This window comes from Anaerosporomusa subterranea (assembly GCF_001611555.1).
GTDB lineage: Bacteria > Bacillota > Negativicutes > Sporomusales > Acetonemataceae > Anaerosporomusa > Anaerosporomusa subterranea.
The window spans coordinates 672,627-692,101 of sequence record NZ_LSGP01000013.1 but is presented as its reverse complement, the minus strand read 5'-3'; the positions used below and the strand labels follow the sequence as shown (position 1 = coordinate 692,101).

Here is a 19,475-nt window from a genome sequence, read left to right as displayed (position 1 = left end):
CTATGGCCATACTATCCTAAGGGTGATAGTATGGCTTTTTCTGTTTCTCGTCTTAGAAAATTATTCTTTATTGTAACAATAGGTGTTTTTGCAATCTTTGGCCGCCTCTTTTTTCTACAGGTTATTGAAACTGACAAATTAAGCATCCGTGCGCTGGAAAGCCGAATTGTTGAGGCGCCCGCTAACAGTATACGCGGAGACATCTTGGACAGAAATGGATTGCCATTGACAGGTACTGTTGGGCAATCCTATCTGTTTGTATTTCCTGCGCAGATTTATCATTTGCAAAAAGTCTGTTCGAATTTGGTTGATCTCGGTGTCGACAGTGTAGAGCTTAGAGAAACCTTAGCGACAGTTAAACAACCATTCAAGTGGAAGTACGCAATCGATCAGCAAACCGCAAACAAGATTAACGAGGCGGCTTTGCCTGGGGTTATTGCAGTGACTGAGAAAAAACGCTATAGTCTTAACGGCCTCGCAGCACATGTCCTTGGCTATATTAATGCCGCCGACAATCAAGGCGTGAGCGGGCTTGAGGCAAGCTTTGACTCGATACTGCGGGGGCATCAAACCACTTATATTGCCGCTATGGTGGACGCTGGCCAACGAATCATCCCGGGACTCGGCTACAAGCGGATTCACGCTTCAGAAGGCAGACGTCCGGGGAATATTGTGTTGACTATTGATAAGCGGATTCAAACTATTGTCGAGTCTGTTCTTGATCAGAGTGTCAGCAAAGGCGCGGTCATTATTATGAATCCTGTGACAGGTGAAATTTTGGCCATGGCGTCCCGCCCTAATTTCGACGCCGATCACTTAGAACTGTATCTGAACCACCAATCTGCACCGCTGCTTAACCGAGCGATCGTGAATTATCAGCCTGGGTCAGTATTTAAGCTGGCTGTGGCTGCGGCAGCGCTGGAACAACAGTTGGTCAAACCGCAAGATACATTTTTTGACAATGGCTATATTGAGGTCAACTCAATCCGCTTTCGCGGTTGGGATTATGAAAAAGGTGCTCGAGGAAAGATTACGTTTACCGAGGCGATGGCCTACTCCAGCAATCCAGTGTTTATTGAATTAGGTCTGAAAGTAGGAGCCAAAAATCTGCTTAGCTATGCCCGTAAGTTGGGGTTTGGCCAGTTAAGCGGCATTGGTTTACAGGGAGAGGCAGGGGGGACCTTGCCAGATGCAGCTGCGGTTTTCTCTGCCGACTTGGCGAATCTGTCAATCGGTCAAGGTACGTTAGAAGCCAGCCCATTGCAGGTAGTCGGCATGGTTTCGGCGATAGCTAACGGCGGAATATTACGTCAGCCAGTTTTGGTCAGCCGCCTGATCAATCACGATGGCAGCATAACTGTAGTCCCACAGGGACGCCCGCCGCAACAAGTGATGTCAGCCCCTGTTGCTGCACAAATGCGGGAAATGATGAAAGCTGTTACTGAATATGGAACAGGCGCGGCGGCTCAGGTGGAAAAGCTCGGCTCAGCTGGCAAAACCGGTTCAGCTGAAACAGGTAGACTATCTCAGGGTAAGAGCATTAATCACGCTTGGTTCGCAGGCTTTGCCCCTGCTGCCAATCCAAAATTTGCGGCGGTCGTATTTATCGAAGAAGGCATGTCAGGCGGCGATATTGCTGCGCCCTTGTTTCGGGAGATTATGGAGCGAATTCTCACACAGCAACCCTAGAACACGGTAAAAACGGTGATTGGCAAAAAGACACAAGGTATGGTATAATATGCTATGTTTTTGACGCAAGATGATTGAAGTTAACGGGAGGAATCCGGTATGCAACGTCGTTTAGAACTCTTGCGAGCGTTTATGGCTGAACAAAAGCTGGACAGCCTGCTTGTTAGCAAATCGCAAAACTGCCGTTACTTCAGCGGATTTACCGGTTCAGCCGGAGTCCTTTTCATCACAGCGCATACTGCCCAGCTCATTACCGACTTTCGGTATATTGAACAAGCCGCCAAGCAAGCCCAAGAGTTTGAAATCATTCGTCACGGAAATAGTATGTATGAAACCATCGGACGGCTTGCCCGTGAACTGAATGTAAAAAAGCTCGGCTTCGAAACAGAATATGTTTCCTATGAGACATATGGATTGTTAGGCAAAGCCCTTGCTGCGTCTGAACTTTGCCCGGTCAAACTTGATCTTTTGCGAGCGCAAAAAGATCAAGAGGAGATGGCACTGATTAAGCAAGCGGTTGTTATCGCTGATGCTGCTTTCGCCTATGTTGTTGATATCGTCCATATTGGCATGAGTGAGCTTGAGGTTGCTTTTGAGCTCGAGACCAGGATGCGCAAACTGGGCAGTGAAAAGCCAGCCTTTGACACCATTGTCGCTTCAGGCAAGCGGAGCGCTATGCCGCATGGCGTTGCAACAGACAAACTTCTGGAATCTGGCGACTTTGTTACTCTGGATTTTGGGGCTGTATACCAAGGCTATCATTCGGATATGACGCGCACTCTAGTTATGGGGCAGCCAACAGAAAAGCAGAGACAAGTATATCAAACTGTGTTAACCGCTCAACTCGAAGCTGTGCAAGCAGTAAAGGCAGGCCGCCTATGCCGTGATGTTGACGCTGTAGCTCGAGATCTAATCACCACCGCCGGCTATGGCGAGTATTTTGGCCACGGGCTAGGACATTGTGTTGGCTTAATGATTCATGAAGAACCCCGCTTATCGCCGACTAATGAAACCGGTCGACTGGCAGAGAATATGGCAGTGACAGTTGAACCAGGTATTTATATTCCTGATTGGGGCGGAGTCCGGATCGAGGACATTGTCGTGGTGACAGCTTCTGGCTGTGACATACTCACAACCAGTAGTAAACAACTTATCGAAATTGACAGGTGATAGGAGGCAATTTTCATGATTTCTAGTAATGACTTTAGAACCGGGGTCACGGTTGAAATTGACAACGATGTCTGGCAGGTAGTTGACTTCCAACACGTTAAGCCTGGTAAAGGAGCGGCATTTGTTCGCGCCAAAATGAAGAACCTGCGCACAGGTGCAGTCATTGAACGCACGTTTAACGCAGGTGAGAAACTGCCGAAAGCCCATATTGACAAACGCGACATGCAATTCCTTTATTTCAGCGATGATATGTATCACTTCATGGACAACGAAAACTATGAGCAACTGGCTTTATCCTCTGACCAACTTGGCGACGCGACGAAATTTCTCAAAGAAAATATGAACATCGCAGTGATGTTTTTCCAAAATACCATAATTGGCGTTGATTTACCTTTCTCGGTGGAACTAAAAGTCGTTGAAACCGACCCGGGTATCCGCGGTGATACCGCAACCGGCGGCTCTAAGCAGGCCAAACTGGAAACCGGCCATGTTGTACGGGTTCCGCTTTTCATTGAAGAAGGTGAGGTCCTGCGGATCGATACCCGAACTGGCGATTACATCGAACGCGCGTAATCTATATTCACTCACTAACCTCTGAGTTATGTTTTTCTACCGCTTGGTAATACTAAAACTGGCGGGAAAAAGCGTAATGAGGGGGTTTTTTTATGAGTAGCGTTCAAGGAAAGGTCTCTTATCTGCAAGGTTTGGCCAAAGGCTTGAACTTTAGTTCTCAGTCTGTGGAGGCAAAAGTGCTGTTGAATATGGTGGATGTACTCGATTCTGTCGCGAAAGAACTCCAAGATGTTCAACTGGCGCAAAAAGATCTTGAAGATTATGTTGATAATATGGATGAGGACCTTGAACACTTGGAAGACATTGTTTACGAAGACAGTGACAATGGTCTGTTGCATCTCGAGTGCCCAAATTGTAATGCAGAGATCGTCTTTGAAACTGCAGAACTTGGCGAAGATAATACCGTAGAAGTTGCTTGTCCGACTTGTGGCAGTATTATCTATGAAGATGATCATATGAGTACTGTTAGACCAAATGAAGTAGGTCATTTCGCTCGCCACAACCATCCCGGAATTTGAGTCAGATAGTAGAAGACTTGGCTGAAGTACTCAGCCAAGTCTTCTTTTATTTAAGCATAAATACAGCCATACATCATATCTATGTAAAGAAAGGACGGGGAGTATGATTGCAGCTATATCTATCGAAAAGACTATAATTCCGATACTGCCGCCACTGATCGCGTCTGCTGTGCTCCGTCTATCGGCTTCTATTTTGCAGCAAGTTACGGAAATCAGACTGCGTGTTGGCCAACCTGTATTAATCATGATCGGGAAAGCTGATAACATGCTGAGATCTGATGGGACGCTGATAAGCGAAGTCACGCAGGCAGTCATCTGTACTCGCGATGATATCATCAAAGCACTCCAATTGATCAGTCGCAATTCACTTTACGCCTACGAACAGGAATTGCAGGCCGGCTATATCACGATTAGCGGCGGACACAGAGTGGGAATCGCCGGTCAAGCAATAATAGACAATGGCAAACTCAAGGCTTTAAAAAATATCAGTTCGCTCAATATCCGACTAGCGCGGGAGCAGAAGGGAGCTGCCGATCTGGTATTTCCCTATGTCGTCAGTGGCGGGCGCATTGCCAGCTCTCTCATCATATCGCCGCCACGCTGCGGCAAGACTACTCTGCTACGGGATTTAATCAGACAAATCAGCTCCGGCAGCCGATGTCATGGGTTTGCCGGCGCGCAGGTTGGGTTGGTGGATGAGCGGTCAGAGATTGCCGGTTGTTGGGATGGAGTGCCGACTGTTGATTTAGGGCCAAGGGTAGATGTGCTTGACGGCTGTCCCAAAGCGGTTGGCATGATCATGCTAGTTCGTTCCATGGCGCCGCAAGCGGTGGCAACTGACGAATTGGGCAGTATTGAAGACGCGCAAGCAGTGCGTGAGGCCCTGCACGCAGGGGTTGCTGTACTTACAACTGTCCATGGGCATGATGCTGCTGATGCGGCCAGACGCCCCAATATCGGCGATTTATTAAAAGACCAATATTTTGAGCGATTTATCATACTGAGCGATCAGCCTGCGATTGGAACAGTTGAGGAAATCACTGATGCACGTACAGGCCGCAACTTATACAGTCGCAAGAATGGGGTGAAAGTATGTGGTTAAAACTGACTGGCAGCATTCTAGTTATTGCGGCCGGTGGGTTAATGGGCTTTAGTTTAGCTGCCCGTTATCAGAATCGGCCGAAACAGGTCAGACAACTAATTAATGGAATTGTGGCCTTGAAATCGTATATACGTTATGCTTCAACTCCTTTAGCCGAAGCGTTCAGCGAATCAGCCAGAGGATTGTCGGGTGTGATTTGTGAGGTTTTTACTACTATTGGAAAGTTCCTGCGTTGGGAAGCTGCGTTAACTCCACAAGAAGCGATTACCCGAGCGCTGGAAACTAGCGGTGACCAGTTAGCGTTAAAACGACAAGAAAAGGAAGCTTTTATCCTGTTCGGCGCGAACTTAGGAAAAATGAACCGGGAGGAACAAGAACGTTATTGTGATATGTTAATGTCTCAATTGGAAAAGATCGAGCATGATGCTTTGGCGCTCAGAGACCAAAACGTCGCCATGTATCGATATCTTGGCGTGTGCGGCGGCATGACTGTGGCGATACTCTTGATCTAAGAATGGGGGAAAGGAAATGGGGCTCGATATCTTATTTAAGATTGCCGGGGTAGGAATTTTAGTTTCTGTCATTCACGCAGCGCTCAAGCAAGCAGGCAAGGAGGATATGGCACAATTGAGCACGCTAGCGGGCTTTACGCTGGTTCTTTTTTGGGTGGTGCAACTATTGGGGCGGTTATTCAGCACAGTGCAGGAAGTATTCAAGTTATTTTAGAGGCTGTTGAAAATGCCCATATGCGGTGTTGCCAGAACCTGCGAGGTCCTCAACGTACCGTATTGTACGCCTCCGGCCTTACAGGCTCTGTCGCCTAGCCTCTGAACATTTTCAACACCCTCCTGATATTTTTGTTACGTGTTTTTCAAACACGTTTGATTAGGAGTGTAAAACATGGAAATCATCCAAATTGTCGGCCTGGGATTTGTTGTTACCTTGCTCATCCTTATTATCAGACAGCAAAAACCGGAACTGGCAGTTCAGCTTGGAATAACTTTGGCAGTGATAATTTTCTTAATGGTCTTATCTAAAATTCAGGTTGTGCTGAACGTCTTTCAGGATCTTGCAGATAAGGCTAATATCAGCCAAATGTATCTGAACACCATTTTAAAGATTATTGGTATCGCTTATATCACTGAGTTTGGTTCTCAGGTATGTAGAGATGCAGGCGAAGGCGCGGTGGCTGGCAAGATTGAATTTGCCGGCAAGATTCTGATCATGGTCATGGCAATTCCCATCATCGCTCTGGTACTTGACACCATTACGCGACTGATCCCGCGATGAAACAGGGGTAAAGACAATATTCCAGGCACAATGGAGGCCATCATGCACAGCCAAGTAAAAAGCTTCTGCGCCGCGCTGTTGATACTACTGCTGGCAAGCTGCCCGGTATGGGCATCGCCAATTGACGAAAATCCAATCAGTCACGAGATCGCACAAACTCTATCAACCGAATCAGTCAATCAGTTTATCAGCAAAGTAAATAAAGAACTGGGTGAAGATATTCCGCTGATTAACCCAGATACTCTGAAGAATATCGCTGGCAAAGGTCTAAGTCTCGATTGGCAGACCCTCTGGCAAGCTGCCCTGTCTCGACTATTCCGCGAGTTAGCGATGAATCTGAGTTTGATGGGGAAATTACTGTTCTTAGCTGTGCTGTGCGCGTTACTGCAGAATTTGCACAGTTCGTTTAATTCGTCCGGGGTTTCCCTACTGGCCTATAGTATTTGCTTTATCTTTCTCATGGTTCTGGTGCTAAATGCGTTTTATAATGTGATACTCGTTGCACGCCAGAGTGTTGAGTATATGATCGGTTTTATGCAGGCCATGTTGCCGCTAATGATGTCACTGCTGGCAGGGGTCGGGGCTATTACCTCAGTTGCTCTGTTTACCCCATTTATGCTGTTTGTTATCGGCATAACCGGCGTGGTTGTGAAAGATATGGTACTGCCGTTATTAATGGTGACTGCTCTCATTGAGTGTGTAAATTATTTGTCAGACCAATATAAGCTGAGTAATTTAGCCGGAGTTCTCAAACAAAGCGGCATGGTAGTTCTTGGTCTCACCCTGGTTGTTTTCATTGGAGTGATTAGCATCCAAAGTGTAGTCGGTAGCGTAGCTGATGGGATCACCTTGCGAACCGCCAAATATGCAACAGCTACTTTTATCCCGGTTGTCGGCAAGATGTTTGCTGATACAGTTGAACTAGTGATGGGAGCCTCACTGTTAATCAAGAATGCAGTCGGTGTAGTTGGCGTTCTGGCTGTCGTAACCCTTTGTGCGCTGCCGGTGGTTAAACTAATTTCTCTGATCACTGTCATTAAAGTGACAGGAGCACTGGTGCAACCGATGGGTGCGGAGAAAATGGCAAAATGTCTTGATACAGTGGGCAACAACTTAATGCTAGTCTTAGGGGCTGTTTTGACTGTCGCATTAATGTTCTTTTTATCGATTACGATGATCATCGGTGCTGGTAATGTGACGATGATGCTGCGTTAGTGAAGGGATGAATGAGATCGATGATTGATCTTGTTGTTTCATGGGTGATGGGAATTGTCTTCGCGACACTGTTTGCATCCTTTCTTGAACTTTTACTTCCCTCAAGCAGTATGCAGAAATTTGTCCGAGTCATTATGGGCTTGTTGATTATGCTGGCCATCTTAAATCCGGTCATTGGTTTTCTCGAACGTGCACCCAGCAATAGCGACGTCACTGCTCTTGCTCCGCGTTTGTCAGGAACAGCACCTGTAGAGGAAGCTGCGAAGGCGGCAACTGGCAAGCGAGATCAACTGATTAAAGATGTCTATCGCCGAGACTTATCCAAACAGATGCAATCACTGGTCATGGGAATTGAGGGAGTGGCCCAGGCTAATGTCGAGGTGGAATTAAGCGCCGATCAAGGCGGATTAACGAAAATTAGTCAAGTGACGGTGAATGTTCGGCCCGGCGCAACCAAGAAGGCAGTTAGAAAAGTTGTGATTGGTGTCGCGCCATCAGCGCCAGATTTGCAACAGGAGACTGTGATTACGATTCAGCGGCGACTGGGCGAATTGTATCAACTGCAAGCTCGGCAAATTATTGTCAAATCAATGCAAGGTTAGTAAGTAACAGCGCACGCAAGTTTGGAACAAAGGAGGATTCGGCATGAGTAGTTTTCAAGCCTTGTTCGCAGGGGCAAGGAAAGTCGGTGGCGGATTGGGTAAAGTAGGAACTCATCATTTAAAATTAGTGTGGATGGGTGTGTTGGGGGGGTTGCTGATCGTGGCTGGCAGCATCTTTCCAACATTGGCATTGCGCGATAGTGATAAGCCCATCCCTGCGCCGTATGCAGCCACATCGAGCACGCCTCGCAGCTATGAAGATATCCTTGAGGCAAAGCTCGCTAACCTGCTTTCACAAGTGAAGGGGGCCGGTGCGGTAGCAGTCAACGTGACATTAGAGACTGGAGCAACACAGGAATATGCCAAGAATATTGTGCGCGAATCAAAAACGACTCAAGAGAAAGACACTTCTGGCGGCACTCGGTCAACTATAGAGACGAAAGAGACGGAAAGTATACTGGTGAGTAAGGAAAACGGCGCAGATCGCCCTGTGATGCTGCGTGAGCACAAGCCAGTGATCAAAGGTGTTTTAGTTATCGCTGAGGGAGCAGGCGATTCTCAGATTAAAGCCCAATTGACCAAAGCTGTTGAAACGAGTCTAGGGATTCCTTCTTACAAAATAACCGTTTTGCCGCAAAGAAAGTGAGGGATTAACATGCTTGTGGTAACACTGAACAAGGTCATTAAGCGCATCCTGCTGGGGCTGGCCGTTGTCGCCATTCTAGCAATTGTAACCGCACAGTTTGTCAACTACCAAAAGGATAAAGAACCGACTCAAGTTAAAGTGGACCGTTCAAACGCTATGCAGGTGATAAAGCCGATTGAAATGGCGTTGACGATTCCCGATTTCTTTACTGAATACCGGTTGGAACGGGACAAAATCCGCAGTGAACGCTTTGATGTATTGCGCGACATGGTTAAAAACTCGAAAACAGAAGACTCCAAACAGCGGGTGCAGGAAGCTATTTTGCGGCTGGTACAAGAGAAACAGCGTGAGTATGAGATGGAGAATCTAATCAAAGCTCGCGGTTTCCAAGATGCCTTGGTTGTTATTCAAGACAAAAATGTTAATGCAATTATCAAGGCCCAAGCCTTTACTCGGGAGGAAGTGACCCAAGTGGCTGAGGTCATAAGCCGGGTAACCGGTGTACGTCCCGAAGACATCACGATCAGCGCGAAACCTTAATAAGACTTGGCTGTGTCCAAGTCTTTCTCTTATCGCTGTTTGGCAATGCCAATACAATGGATTTGTATCGGCGGAAAAAGTTTGTTATAATATAGAAAGCTTACTGGAAAATTGATCTTTTGTCTCGCAGGAGGCGAGTATCTGCCGAAAGGGAGGGCTGTGCTTGGATAAACGAATTGAGAAGAGCGAGCATACCGATGTCGGGACTGTCCGAATCGCCGACGAAGTCGTTGGCATCATCGCGGGTCTGGCCGCAATGGAGGTTCCCGGTGTTGCTGGCATGAGTGGCGGCCTGGTAGGCGGGATCGCGGAGATGCTCGGCAAAAAGAACTTATCAAAAGGGGTTAAGGTAGAGGTTGGCGAACGTGAAGCGGCAGCAGACCTGTTTGTTATTGTTGAATATGGTGTGCGGATTCCAGATGTCGCTTTGCGAGTGCAAGAAAATGTTAAACGAGCGGTTGAAGCGATGACAGGGTTAGAGGTTGTTGAAGTCAACGTTCATGTCCAAGGTGTAGGTTTTGTTCAGGAAGGCCGAGAAGAAGAAGGCCGGGTCCGCTGAGACTAGGCTGCTAGACGCTTAGAAAGGAGTCCTGACGCAACATATGGGTATTCTTGATAGGATCATATTAACCATATACACATTTCTTTTGACATTTTTGTCACTTGGCGTAATATTGCTCTCGTTACGCCTTATTTCTATGGATTGGGTGAGGACAAGCATTGAAAGTATTGCCGGACGTTGGGAGGCTGGCCTGGTCGGCGCTGTTTTTCTTTTAGTCAGTCTGCGTTTGCTGCTGGCAGGTTTGCGTTCTCGCCGTGGCGGCAAGTCGATTACCCATCATACGAATTTAGGTGATGTGCATGTGTCGCTTGACGCGGTGGAAAACTTAGTGGAGAAAACAGCTCGGCATACTCGTGGTGTTCGCGGCGTAAAAGTGTCTGTTCAGCATGCTAATGCTGGTGTGTCTATAATCCTAAAGATCGTAGTCAGTCCAGATTCGAATATTCCGGCTGTTACTGATGAAATTCAGCAGCGAGTCAGCGAGTCGATTAAAAACACAGTTGGCATCGAGCCGGTCGATATTCGCGTTGTGGTGGATAACATAGCCAACGACTTTAAGGCGAAACGGGTTGAATAGGAGTGACGACGTTGGACCGGAATTTGCTCGAGGAAATCTGGCAGTCGCACGGCGGCAAAATACTTGGTTGCAGCGTGGGTTTTATCATCGGTATCCTGGTATTGATGCTGGGATTTTTTCAGACTCTATTTGTGCTATTTTGCGTTATCGCCGGCTTTATGGTTGGAAAACGCATTGATGAGAAGGAAGACCTTATGGATATTCTCGATAAATTATTGCCACCTGGATATCATCGCTAATTGAAGAAAAGAGGGAATCTATGAGCCGCAGGAAGGCCCGGGAAATGGCGCTGCAAACGCTGTTTCAAATGGATTATAATGAGGATATCACGACAGAACCAGCGTTAGAGATGGTTTTTAGTGAGTATGAGGTTGTGGCAGACAAGGACAAAGTCTATGCCAAACACCTAATTGCTGGTGCTAAGAATAGTTTAGCGGAAATTGATGCGATTATCGCAAAAGCAGCATATGATTGGAAAATTGAACGCATGCCGGGCGTTGACAGAAATATTGTTCGTCTGGCTATCTATGAGCTGAATTTCAGTACCGAGCCAGTTCCCCCCGGAGTCGTGATCAATGAGGCTGTTGAGTTGGCCAAGGAATATGGTACAGAAGACTCAGCGCGTTTTGTTAATGGCATCCTTGGGGCGTTGGTCAAAAATAAGGAAGTCCCATGAGCTGGGTAATGGGTTTTGATACCAGTTGTTACACAACATCAATCGCTATCCTTGATATGCAAGGCACTCTCCTGGCTGATTGCCGGCAGATGTTGACGGTCAAGCCGGGAGGACGTGGCTTAGCCCAATCAGAGATGGTTTTTCAGCATACGCGCAATATGCCGGCTGTGTTGGAGGAAGCGCTCGCCAAGGTCGGTGGAGCGCCGGCGGCAATCGGGGTGACGAATTGTCCCCGGCCGCTTCCTAATTCCTACATGCCGGCTTTTTTAGTTGGCGCAGGCTTCGCCCAAGCGCTGGCATTGTCGCATCGAGTACCGCTCTTCTCGTTGAGTCACCAGGAAAACCACATTTTAGCTGGTGTGTGGTCTGCGGGTGGTCCGCTGTCGGATCGGTTTTTAGCGGTTCACGCATCCGGAGGAACTAGCGAGATTGTTCTGGTTGAACGCAAGGGATCTACCTTTGACCTCAGCTTGCTAGGCGGTAGTATTGATCTGCAAGCAGGACAATTTGTCGATCGGATCGGCGTAGCCCTTAATTTGCCGTTCCCTGCTGGCCGTCATTTGGAAGCCTTAGCGCGAACGGCAACCGGATCTGTGCGGTTACCGGTGTCTGTGGACAAATTATCAGTCAGCTTTTCCGGACCGGCCTCACATGCGACCAGGCTCATTGCCGCTGGAGGCGAGCCGGCGGAAATCGCTCATGCTGTCGAAACCTGCATTGCAGAGACTATTTCTAGGCTTATCCAGGCTGGTATTAACGAATCAGGAGTAACAGATATTTTGTTGGCTGGCGGCGTCATGGCTAATCAACATATCCGCCGCTATCTACGTGAACGACTATCCCAAATTGGCAATTTGTTTTTCCCAGAGCCGGCGTATAGCCCTGATAATGCCGTCGGTGCGGCGTTTCTAAGCTTGTTGAAGTAACCGTTCTGCCAGCTGCCGCATACAATGTAGCAGCGACAGACGGAGGTGGGAGCATGCTGGGGTATACACTTATCGGCGCGGTTATTGGTGTAGTGGTTGGTCATATTATTCCTCCCGGCTACTTCTTTTGGTTTGCCGTTGGCGCCTTTAGTGGTTATCTATTTCAACGTCACGGCAACCGATATTAGGGGGAGAATCCAATCCTAGATGATCAGCCTCGCCACTATATTCTAGATCAATACTGCCAGATTGGCGGGGCTGTCCACGATTTTGGCAATTGTGCAAATTCTTAGCAGGTATTTTTTTGTCAGATAGAGAAAACACAACTATTGTGGGCATTTTACAGTTAGGATGGTTTACTTGAACGTTATTAGCGTTAGCGAGCTAACTTCAGCCATAAAGAGTCTATTGGAGAATAACCATCGACTCGCTGCCTTGTTCGTGAGAGGTGAACTGTCAAATTATAAACGTTACCAATCCGGACACTGCTATTTCACGCTAAAGGATTCTGGGGCAGTTATTCGCGGCGTCATGTTTCGCAGTCGGGCGCAATATTTAAAGTTCGAGCCGCGCGACGGGATGAAGGTCATTGTTGCGGGGCATATTGCCGTTTACGAGCGAGATGGACAATATCAGTTATATGCGGATCAACTAATCCCTGACGGTGTAGGCGAGCTCAGTCTCGCATACGCTCAACTAAAGGACAAGCTCTCGCGCGAAGGATTATTCGATGACAACCGCAAACGAGCTTTACCTGTTTTACCGAAAACCGTGGGGGTCATCACATCGCCAAATGGCGCAGCCTTGCGTGATATTATTACCGTAAGCAAGCGTCGTCATGGCGGCGTTCGTTTAGTTCTTTATCCGGCCCGTGTGCAGGGAATGGAAGCGCCAGGTGAGATTTGTCGGGCACTAGACGTCTTTAATCGCCTCTATCCTGTTGACATTATTATTGTCGGTCGTGGCGGCGGATCATTGGAGGAATTGTGGGCCTTTAATGACGAGAAAGTAGTTCGTGCAATCGCTGCGTCTACGATTCCGGTCATTTCCGCGGTTGGCCATGAAACAGATTTTACGTTATCAGATTTTGTGGCAGACCGCCGGGCGGCAACACCATCACAGGCGGCGGAACTGATTGTACCCGATGTTCGGGAACTAGGCCGCTACATTGGCGCTCTAACCTCGACGCTTGAAACCGGGATGAAGAATCTGTTGCGGAACCATAAGCAGAAAGTCGTAAGACTACAAAACAGTCGGGCTCTCCGCTCACCGCAGGATATTCTGGCTGCCCGGCAGCAAGCGGTGGATGTAAAGAGAGACAGACTTCTGCAGGCATTCCGAACGATTGTTGCTGGCAAGCAACAGTCCTTTCACGTCGCGGCCGGAAAACTGGCTGTCTTAAATCCTCTGGCAGTTTTGAACCGAGGCTACAGCGTTACTCGTAAATTAGGTGGAACGATAATCCGCCGGGTCTCTGACATTGAACCTGGCGATATGGTGGAAATTATTCTGCGCGACGGCTTGATCGCTGCGCAGGTTAGCCATAAGGAGGAGACCAGTGAGAAAAACAAAAAATAATCCTTCTGCTGATATTACATTTGAAGACGCATTACTTAAGCTGGAAATCATTGTCGATGATTTAGAAAAAGGTGAACTATCGCTTGAGGATGCGCTGGCTAACTTTGCTCAAGGAGTTTCTCTCTCCCAATTGTGTCTTGAAAAGCTTTCGAGCGCTGAGGAGCAGATTGACCTTATCCTAGAGGAAAAGCAAGGACGTGTTACTACAAAACCGTTGCAACTTCAGGAGGAAGCACCATGTTGAAACAATACTATCAGGACAAAATTAAAGTGATTGATGAAACTCTTGACCGCATGCTTATGCGGCAACAAGCCTTACCGCCGGTTATCTATGATGCCATGCGCTACAGCTTGTTTGCTGGCGGCAAACGGTTGCGGCCAATTCTTTTAATGGCCGCCGCTGATGCAGTGGGGGCAAAAGGAACCAACTATCTTCCTGTCGCTTGCGGGCTTGAAATGATCCATACATATTCGCTGATTCACGACGATCTGCCTGCCATGGATAATGACGACTATCGTCGTGGCAAGCTAACTAACCATAAAGTATTCGGCGAGGGCATGGCGATTTTAGCTGGTGATGCTCTGCTGACTCAGGCATTTGAATTCATTCTGTCACAACCAGGAGTCGAGGCACAGATACTAGTTGCAGTGACTCGGGAAATCGCCGCTGCTGCTGGGCCTGCGGGCATGGTTGGCGGCCAAGTGGTGGATTTGTTCTCAGAGGGAAAAAGACTGGATTATGATACCTTACGATATATGCATCAGGCCAAAACCGGTGCACTGTTTAAAGCGGCTCTGCGTGCCGGAGGGATGTTGGCTGGAGCGTCAGAACAACACATAACTGCTCTCACAGAATATGCTGAACAGTTCGGACTGGCATTTCAGATCACTGATGATATTCTTGATGTTACTGGCACCCAAGCAGAAATCGGTAAACCTGTCGGAAGTGACGAGCGGAATGACAAGGCGACATATGTTACCTTGTATTCCTTAGATACTGCTGGACAACTGGCCGCGCAGGCTGTAGGCGCAGCGCATGCCGCATTAAACGGGTTCGGCGACGAGGCCGCTATCCTTAGACAGATGGTTGACTCGTTGTTGTCTAGAACCAACTAATCCCATATCTATATTAGTGTTGGCCGGCGCCGCCGACTGGCGAAAGCGAGGAATAACGGTGACCCTTCTTGATACAATTAGTCAGCCGCAAGATCTGCGCAAGCTGTCTCTACCGCAAATGGATGGACTTGCTGCTGAAATACGTAGTCTTCTCATTAACACTGTTGCTAAGAACGGCGGACATCTTGCGCCAAATTTAGGAGTTGTAGAATTAACTCTGGCCATTCATCGGACGTTTGATAGTCCCCGGGATAAGATTGTCTGGGATGTTGGCCATCAAGCATATGTTCACAAGATTCTCTGCGGACGCCGTGACAAGTTTCATACTCTGCGTCAGCACGGCGGCATTAGCGGCTTTCCTAAACGCAGTGAAAGTGAGCATGATGCGTTTGGTGTTGGTCATTCGAGCACATCGATTTCGGCGGCGCTCGGTATTGCTCTAGCCCGTGATTTATCAGGCCGTGACAATCAAGTGTTGGCAGTTATCGGCGATGGATCGCTCACTGGCGGTCAAGCTTATGAAGCACTTAACCATGCCGGGCATCTGGGGACTCGATTCACAGTAATCGTCAATGACAACGAAATGTCGATTGCAAAAAACGTTGGCGCTATGGCTGAGTATCTTGCTAAAATCCGGTCTGATCCTACCTACTCGCGAGTAAAGCGAGATATTGACAATGCTCTCAGACGGATTCCCGCCATTGGCGACAGTGTGGCTAAAACATTAGAACGGGCAAAAGACAGTCTGAAATTCATGTTGGTTCCCGGCATGTTGTTTGAAGAATTAGGCTTTACCTATATCGGGCCAATTGATGGCCATAACATCGCCGGCCTGTGCGAAGTCCTGCAAGCTACCAAAACGATGAATGGTCCGGTCCTGATTCACGTCATTACCCAAAAAGGGAAAGGATACTCTCCAGCCGAATGCAATGCTGACCGCTTCCATGGGATTGGTCCGTTTTGCGTAGAGTCTGGCGAAACCTTGCAATGTGGCAATAGACCATCATACACTAGCGTATTTGGCGATGAACTGATCAAACTCGCGGCCGATAACCCTGATATCGTGGCAATTACTGCCGCCATGCCAGAAGGAACAGGCCTCAAGAAGTTTGCTGAACGCTATCCCAAACGCTTCTTTGATGTAGGCATAGCAGAACAACACGCGATGACTCTGGCTGCTGGCTTGGCAGCAGCGGGCAAGCGCCCGGTTGTGGCAGTATACTCTACTTTTTCGCAACGCGCATTTGACCAAATTGTTCATGATATCTGCCTGCAAAAGCTGCCTGTAGTCATTTGTCTAGATCGGGCAGGCATTGTCGGTGAAGACGGTGCTACCCATCAAGGTGTATTTGATTACGCATTTTTACGATCTGCGCCGAACCTCACGATGCTTGCTCCCAAAAATGAAACTGAATTGCGTCAAATGCTGGCAATGGCGCTTAAACACAATGGGCCTTGCGTTATTCGTTATCCCCGCGGTTGCACGCTCGGTATTCCCTTCGCAACAGAATCCCTTCCTGTATCGATTGGCAAAGCAGAACGTATCAAGCTGGGCTCTGATTTAACGCTGCTAGCCATTGGCTCGGCGGTGGAAGAATGTGTAGTAGCTAGTGATTTACTAGCAAGCTCCGGCATCCGGGCCGGGGTCGTCAATGCTCGCTTTGTTAAACCACTGGATGAAGAGATGATACGCAGTTTATCGCGCGAAACAGGCGTTCTCGTCACGGTGGAAGATGGGTGCTTAGCTGGTGGATTTGGCTCAGCAGTCGCTGAACTGCTTATCGATAAGCAATTGAAATGGGTAAAACTACTGCGACTAGGCTTCCCTGATGAATTTATTGAACACGGAACCCGCGCTCAGTTACTTAAACAATATGGCCTAGATGGCGCAGCCATTGCGGAAAAAGCTGCTAGCTTCTTCCGGGAATATGGAGCAAAATGAACACTCCTGATCAACCTAATGAAAAACGCAAAGAGAAGGCAAAAGAAAGACTTGACGTACTGCTTGTTGAACGCGGTTTAGTGCCTAGCCGAGAACGCGGCAGAGCATATATCATGGCTGGACTTGTTTACGTTAACGAAGAGAAGATGGAAAAGGCTGGCGCAGCAGTGCCAGTTCAGGCTGTGATCACGGTGCGGGGCGATAGCATCGGTTATGTTAGTCGCGGCGGATTGAAGCTGGAAAAAGCCTTGCAAAACTTTGACATTGATCTGAACGGTAAGGTCATGGCAGATATTGGCGCTTCGACGGGCGGCTTTACTGATTGCGCACTGAAAAATGGCGCAGCCAAAGTATTTGCGATTGATGTCGGCTATGGCCAACTCGCCTGGTCGCTCAGAACAGATTCTCGCGTTGTGAACTTGGAACGAACTAATATTCGCAATTTGAAGATTGACGATTTGGGAGAGTTGATCGATTGCGCTACCATTGACGTATCCTTTATTTCGCTGGATAAAGTACTGCCCGCAGTCACTGGTTTGTTAGCACCTGGAGGCTTTATCATCGCTCTGATCAAACCCCAGTTTGAGGCCGGTCGGGAAAAAGTCGGCAAGCGTGGTGTTGTCCGTGATCCCCGCGTTCACCGAGAAGTGATCGTCTCAGTATTTGCGAGCGCAAAGGATAACGGCTTGATTCCCCTAGAGCTCACGTACTCACCGGTTAAAGGACCGGAAGGCAATATTGAATATCTGGTTCATTTGGCAACAGGCGGATCGCCGCTTGATGAAGCTGCGGTAGATGCGACCGTCGATGCAGCACATCTTGCTCTGGATGCCTGAGATTGGAGGCAGTGTGCTAACCATCGGGATATATCCCAACATGGAAAAGACGGGTATCACTGACGTTGTTTGTCAGGTTGCCGACTATCTCATAGAGCGGGGGGCGCGAGTCCTGTTACCACAAGACTTTGCGACAGCCTGCGACCGGCCGATGCTTGCAGCTGACCGGGATATCATGATGCGACAAATCAACCTTGGCATCACACTAGGTGGCGATGGGACGATTTTGCATGTCGCGAGGGAATTGGCGCAAGCGAAGATTCCGGTCTGCGGCATCAACATGGGGAATCTCGGCTTTCTGACTGCAGCGGAGCTTTCAGAACTGCAGCCAGCGCTGGACAAGCTGCTTACAGGTGATTATTTGGTCGAAGAACGAATGATGCTGGTTGCAACGGTGCTTCGGCAGGGAGAGACAATATTTTCCGCAACAGCACTCAATGATGTCGTGATGACCAACAGTGCCTCGCCACGCCTGATACGCTTAAATGTTTATGTAGATGAAGAATTGATCGCCGGTTACCCGGCAGATGGCTTTATATTGGCTACTTCTACCGGAGCAACAGGCTATTCACTGTCGGCAGGCGGACCGGTCGTTAGCCCGCATGTAGAGGCGATGATCCTAACGCCGATTTGTCCACATACTCTTTATTCCCGCGCTTTGGTCGTATCCCGACAGGAAACTGTCGAAGTCAGACCCCAATCGCCTGAGGAAATTGTTGCCTTGACGATTGATGGCAAATCAAACTTTTGCATGATCTTCGGCGATGCCCTCAAGGTGACAGAATCGCCAGAAAAAGCGCGACTGGTGCGCTTTAACGATAAGAGTTATTACCAAACTCTGCATAGAAAGCTGCGCAGAGGAGAAATCGATGCTACCAGCTAATGCTGTTCAAGCAGCTCAACACATGCTACTCCCGTATTTGCTGCAAGCTAGTGTCGTAGTCGACGCAACAGCCGGCAATGGCAAAGATACACTTTTTCTCGCAAAGAACACTCTATCGCAGGCTGCGGTTTGGGCGTTCGACATTCAACCGTCTGCGATTGAAAATACGAGTAGAATTCTGGCTGCCGCCGGTCTAGCAGAGAAAGTTCGGCTGATTCAGGCCAGTCACGACACCCTTGGCTCGACCCTCAATCAGCCGATTGATGCTGTCATGTTTAATCTCGGCTATCTACCCGGCAGCGACCGACATATTGCCACACAACCTAATACAACGCTGGCGGCGGTTGAGCAGGCAGCCCATCTGCTAACCATCGGAGGATTAATGACAATTGTTGTTTATCCAGGCCACGCTAGCGGAATTTTGGAAAACCAAGTACTTCAGCAGTTTTTATCCACTTTACCGCAACAGAATTTCTCGGTGGCTTGCTGGAGCATGCAGAATCAAATTAACAATCCGCCATTGTTGTACGCAGTGGAAAAGAGGAGGGAGCTCAGACGGTGAAATTGTTGCGACACGGGAAAGTCAAGGAAATCGTTGAGAATGCTGTTATTGAAACACAAGAAGAATTAGCTGAAGCATTACGCCGCCAGGGAATAGATGTGACGCAAGCGACAGTATCGCGGGATATCAAAGAGCTAATGTTGATTAAAGTCCCTGTAGGCGACGGACGGTATCGTTATGCGTTTCCCCAAGAACAAACTGTGATGATCTCCCCTGCAAGGATGGAGCGTACCTTTCAAGATTCAGTCGTTGGCATTAATCACAGTCAAAATATTATTGTACTGAAGACAATGCCCGGAACCGCTCAAGCAGTCGCATTTACGATCGACTATGTGAAGTGGCCTGAGATCATCGGCACTGTTGCGGGTGATGACACCATCATGGTGATTGTCAAGCCTATGGAAGCTGTTCCCGCTGTGATCGCCAAATTCCAGGCATTACTCTAGCCTCGTTAGGACGCTGTGCGAAAGGT

The 19,475-nt window shown here is 48.3% G+C and carries 26 protein-coding genes; all 26 read left to right on the top strand.

Annotated elements, in window-relative coordinates; genetic code table 11:
• Window positions 1-30 precede the first annotated feature (30 nt).
• The 26 genes from AXX12_RS07085 to argR all read left to right on the top strand — a co-directional run bounded on the left by AXX12_RS07085 (window position 31) and on the right by argR (window position 19,449).
• Window positions 31-1,689 carry a peptidoglycan D,D-transpeptidase FtsI family protein gene (locus tag AXX12_RS07085; protein ID WP_066240056.1) on the top strand — a complete coding sequence of 553 codons (1,659 nt, stop codon included), beginning with the start codon at window positions 31-33 and terminating at the stop codon, window positions 1,687-1,689.
• Between the two features lie 99 nt (window positions 1,690-1,788).
• Window positions 1,789-2,859, top strand: coding sequence for a M24 family metallopeptidase (locus AXX12_RS07080; protein ID WP_066240053.1), 1,071 nt, complete (start codon window positions 1,789-1,791; stop codon window positions 2,857-2,859).
• Window positions 2,860-2,874: 15 nt separating this feature from the next.
• Window positions 2,875-3,432 (top strand): elongation factor P, encoded by a 558-nt coding sequence (efp, locus tag AXX12_RS07075; protein WP_066240050.1) that lies wholly within the window; start codon window positions 2,875-2,877, stop codon window positions 3,430-3,432.
• A 92-nt stretch (window positions 3,433-3,524) separates the two neighbouring features.
• Complete coding sequence (locus AXX12_RS07070; protein WP_066240048.1) at window positions 3,525-3,950, top strand: CD1247 N-terminal domain-containing protein; 426 nt, start codon at window positions 3,525-3,527, stop codon at window positions 3,948-3,950.
• Window positions 3,951-4,053: 103 nt separating this feature from the next.
• Window positions 4,054-5,052: a stage III sporulation protein AA gene (spoIIIAA, locus tag AXX12_RS07065; protein WP_066240044.1), complete on the top strand. Its 999-nt coding sequence runs from the start codon at window positions 4,054-4,056 to the stop codon at window positions 5,050-5,052.
• Window positions 5,043-5,564 carry a stage III sporulation protein AB gene (locus tag AXX12_RS07060; RefSeq protein ID WP_066240042.1) on the top strand — a complete coding sequence of 174 codons (522 nt, stop codon included), beginning with the start codon at window positions 5,043-5,045 and terminating at the stop codon, window positions 5,562-5,564. Before spoIIIAA ends, AXX12_RS07060 begins: the two co-directional genes overlap by 10 nt.
• Before the next feature lie 16 nt (window positions 5,565-5,580).
• Window positions 5,581-5,778, top strand: coding sequence for a stage III sporulation protein AC (spoIIIAC, locus tag AXX12_RS07055; protein WP_066240039.1), 198 nt, complete (start codon window positions 5,581-5,583; stop codon window positions 5,776-5,778).
• 174 nt (window positions 5,779-5,952) lie between these two features.
• Window positions 5,953-6,342, top strand: a complete 390-nt coding sequence (gene spoIIIAD, locus AXX12_RS07050) for a stage III sporulation protein AD (protein WP_066240036.1) — start codon at window positions 5,953-5,955, stop codon at window positions 6,340-6,342.
• Window positions 6,343-6,384: 42 nt separating this feature from the next.
• Window positions 6,385-7,557, top strand: coding sequence for a stage III sporulation protein AE (gene spoIIIAE, locus AXX12_RS07045; protein ID WP_066240033.1), 1,173 nt, complete (start codon window positions 6,385-6,387; stop codon window positions 7,555-7,557).
• An 11-nt stretch (window positions 7,558-7,568) separates the two neighbouring features.
• Window positions 7,569-8,159, top strand: coding sequence for a stage III sporulation protein AF (gene spoIIIAF, locus AXX12_RS07040; RefSeq protein ID WP_082816739.1), 591 nt, complete (start codon window positions 7,569-7,571; stop codon window positions 8,157-8,159).
• A gap of 43 nt (window positions 8,160-8,202) precedes the next feature.
• Window positions 8,203-8,805: a hypothetical protein gene (locus tag AXX12_RS07035; RefSeq protein ID WP_066240028.1), complete on the top strand. Its 603-nt coding sequence runs from the start codon at window positions 8,203-8,205 to the stop codon at window positions 8,803-8,805.
• A gap of 9 nt (window positions 8,806-8,814) precedes the next feature.
• Window positions 8,815-9,345 carry a SpoIIIAH-like family protein gene (locus AXX12_RS07030; RefSeq protein WP_066240026.1) on the top strand — a complete coding sequence of 177 codons (531 nt, stop codon included), beginning with the start codon at window positions 8,815-8,817 and terminating at the stop codon, window positions 9,343-9,345.
• Window positions 9,346-9,508: 163 nt separating this feature from the next.
• Window positions 9,509-9,904 (top strand): Asp23/Gls24 family envelope stress response protein, encoded by a 396-nt coding sequence (locus AXX12_RS07025; RefSeq protein ID WP_066240024.1) that lies wholly within the window; start codon window positions 9,509-9,511, stop codon window positions 9,902-9,904.
• Window positions 9,905-9,947: 43 nt separating this feature from the next.
• Window positions 9,948-10,484: an alkaline shock response membrane anchor protein AmaP gene (gene amaP / locus AXX12_RS07020; protein WP_066240021.1), complete on the top strand. Its 537-nt coding sequence runs from the start codon at window positions 9,948-9,950 to the stop codon at window positions 10,482-10,484.
• 11 nt (window positions 10,485-10,495) lie between these two features.
• Window positions 10,496-10,723 carry a DUF2273 domain-containing protein gene (locus tag AXX12_RS07015; RefSeq protein WP_066240016.1) on the top strand — a complete coding sequence of 76 codons (228 nt, stop codon included), beginning with the start codon at window positions 10,496-10,498 and terminating at the stop codon, window positions 10,721-10,723.
• Window positions 10,724-10,743: 20 nt separating this feature from the next.
• Entirely contained in the window at window positions 10,744-11,160 is a 417-nt protein-coding gene (gene nusB / locus AXX12_RS07010; RefSeq protein ID WP_066240013.1) for a transcription antitermination factor NusB, read from the top strand.
• Window positions 11,157-12,086 carry a Kae1-like domain-containing protein gene (locus AXX12_RS07005; RefSeq protein ID WP_066240010.1) on the top strand — a complete coding sequence of 310 codons (930 nt, stop codon included), beginning with the start codon at window positions 11,157-11,159 and terminating at the stop codon, window positions 12,084-12,086. The genes nusB and AXX12_RS07005 overlap by 4 nt, the downstream gene beginning before the upstream one ends.
• A 53-nt stretch (window positions 12,087-12,139) precedes the next feature.
• A complete protein-coding gene (locus AXX12_RS19995) occupies window positions 12,140-12,274 on the top strand; it encodes a hypothetical protein (protein WP_269448388.1) in 135 nt (44 codons plus the stop codon).
• Between the two features lie 172 nt (window positions 12,275-12,446).
• A complete protein-coding gene (gene xseA, locus AXX12_RS07000) occupies window positions 12,447-13,664 on the top strand; it encodes an exodeoxyribonuclease VII large subunit (protein WP_066240008.1) in 1,218 nt (405 codons plus the stop codon).
• Complete coding sequence (gene xseB, locus AXX12_RS06995) at window positions 13,645-13,908, top strand: exodeoxyribonuclease VII small subunit (RefSeq protein ID WP_066240003.1); 264 nt, start codon at window positions 13,645-13,647, stop codon at window positions 13,906-13,908. Before xseA ends, xseB begins: the two co-directional genes overlap by 20 nt.
• Window positions 13,902-14,780, top strand: a complete 879-nt coding sequence (locus tag AXX12_RS06990; RefSeq protein ID WP_066240000.1) for a polyprenyl synthetase family protein — start codon at window positions 13,902-13,904, stop codon at window positions 14,778-14,780. Before xseB ends, AXX12_RS06990 begins: the two co-directional genes overlap by 7 nt.
• Window positions 14,781-14,838: 58 nt before the next feature.
• Complete coding sequence (dxs, locus tag AXX12_RS06985) at window positions 14,839-16,722, top strand: 1-deoxy-D-xylulose-5-phosphate synthase (RefSeq protein ID WP_082816738.1); 1,884 nt, start codon at window positions 14,839-14,841, stop codon at window positions 16,720-16,722.
• On the top strand, window positions 16,719-17,558 hold the full coding sequence (locus AXX12_RS06980; protein WP_066239997.1) for a TlyA family RNA methyltransferase: 840 nt from the start codon (window positions 16,719-16,721) through the stop codon (window positions 17,556-17,558). Before dxs ends, AXX12_RS06980 begins: the two co-directional genes overlap by 4 nt.
• The gene (locus AXX12_RS06975) at window positions 17,518-18,441 is read left to right on the top strand and encodes an NAD(+)/NADH kinase (RefSeq protein ID WP_231881826.1); all 924 of its coding nucleotides are present in this window, start codon (window positions 17,518-17,520) and stop codon (window positions 18,439-18,441) included. Before AXX12_RS06980 ends, AXX12_RS06975 begins: the two co-directional genes overlap by 41 nt.
• The gene (gene mnmM / locus AXX12_RS06970; RefSeq protein WP_066239993.1) at window positions 18,428-19,003 is read left to right on the top strand and encodes a tRNA 5-(aminomethyl)-2-thiouridylate-methyltransferase MnmM; all 576 of its coding nucleotides are present in this window, start codon (window positions 18,428-18,430) and stop codon (window positions 19,001-19,003) included. Before AXX12_RS06975 ends, mnmM begins: the two co-directional genes overlap by 14 nt.
• Window positions 19,000-19,449, top strand: coding sequence for an arginine repressor (gene argR / locus AXX12_RS06965; protein ID WP_066239991.1), 450 nt, complete (start codon window positions 19,000-19,002; stop codon window positions 19,447-19,449). The genes mnmM and argR overlap by 4 nt, the downstream gene beginning before the upstream one ends.
• Window positions 19,450-19,475: the final 26 nt, after the last annotated feature.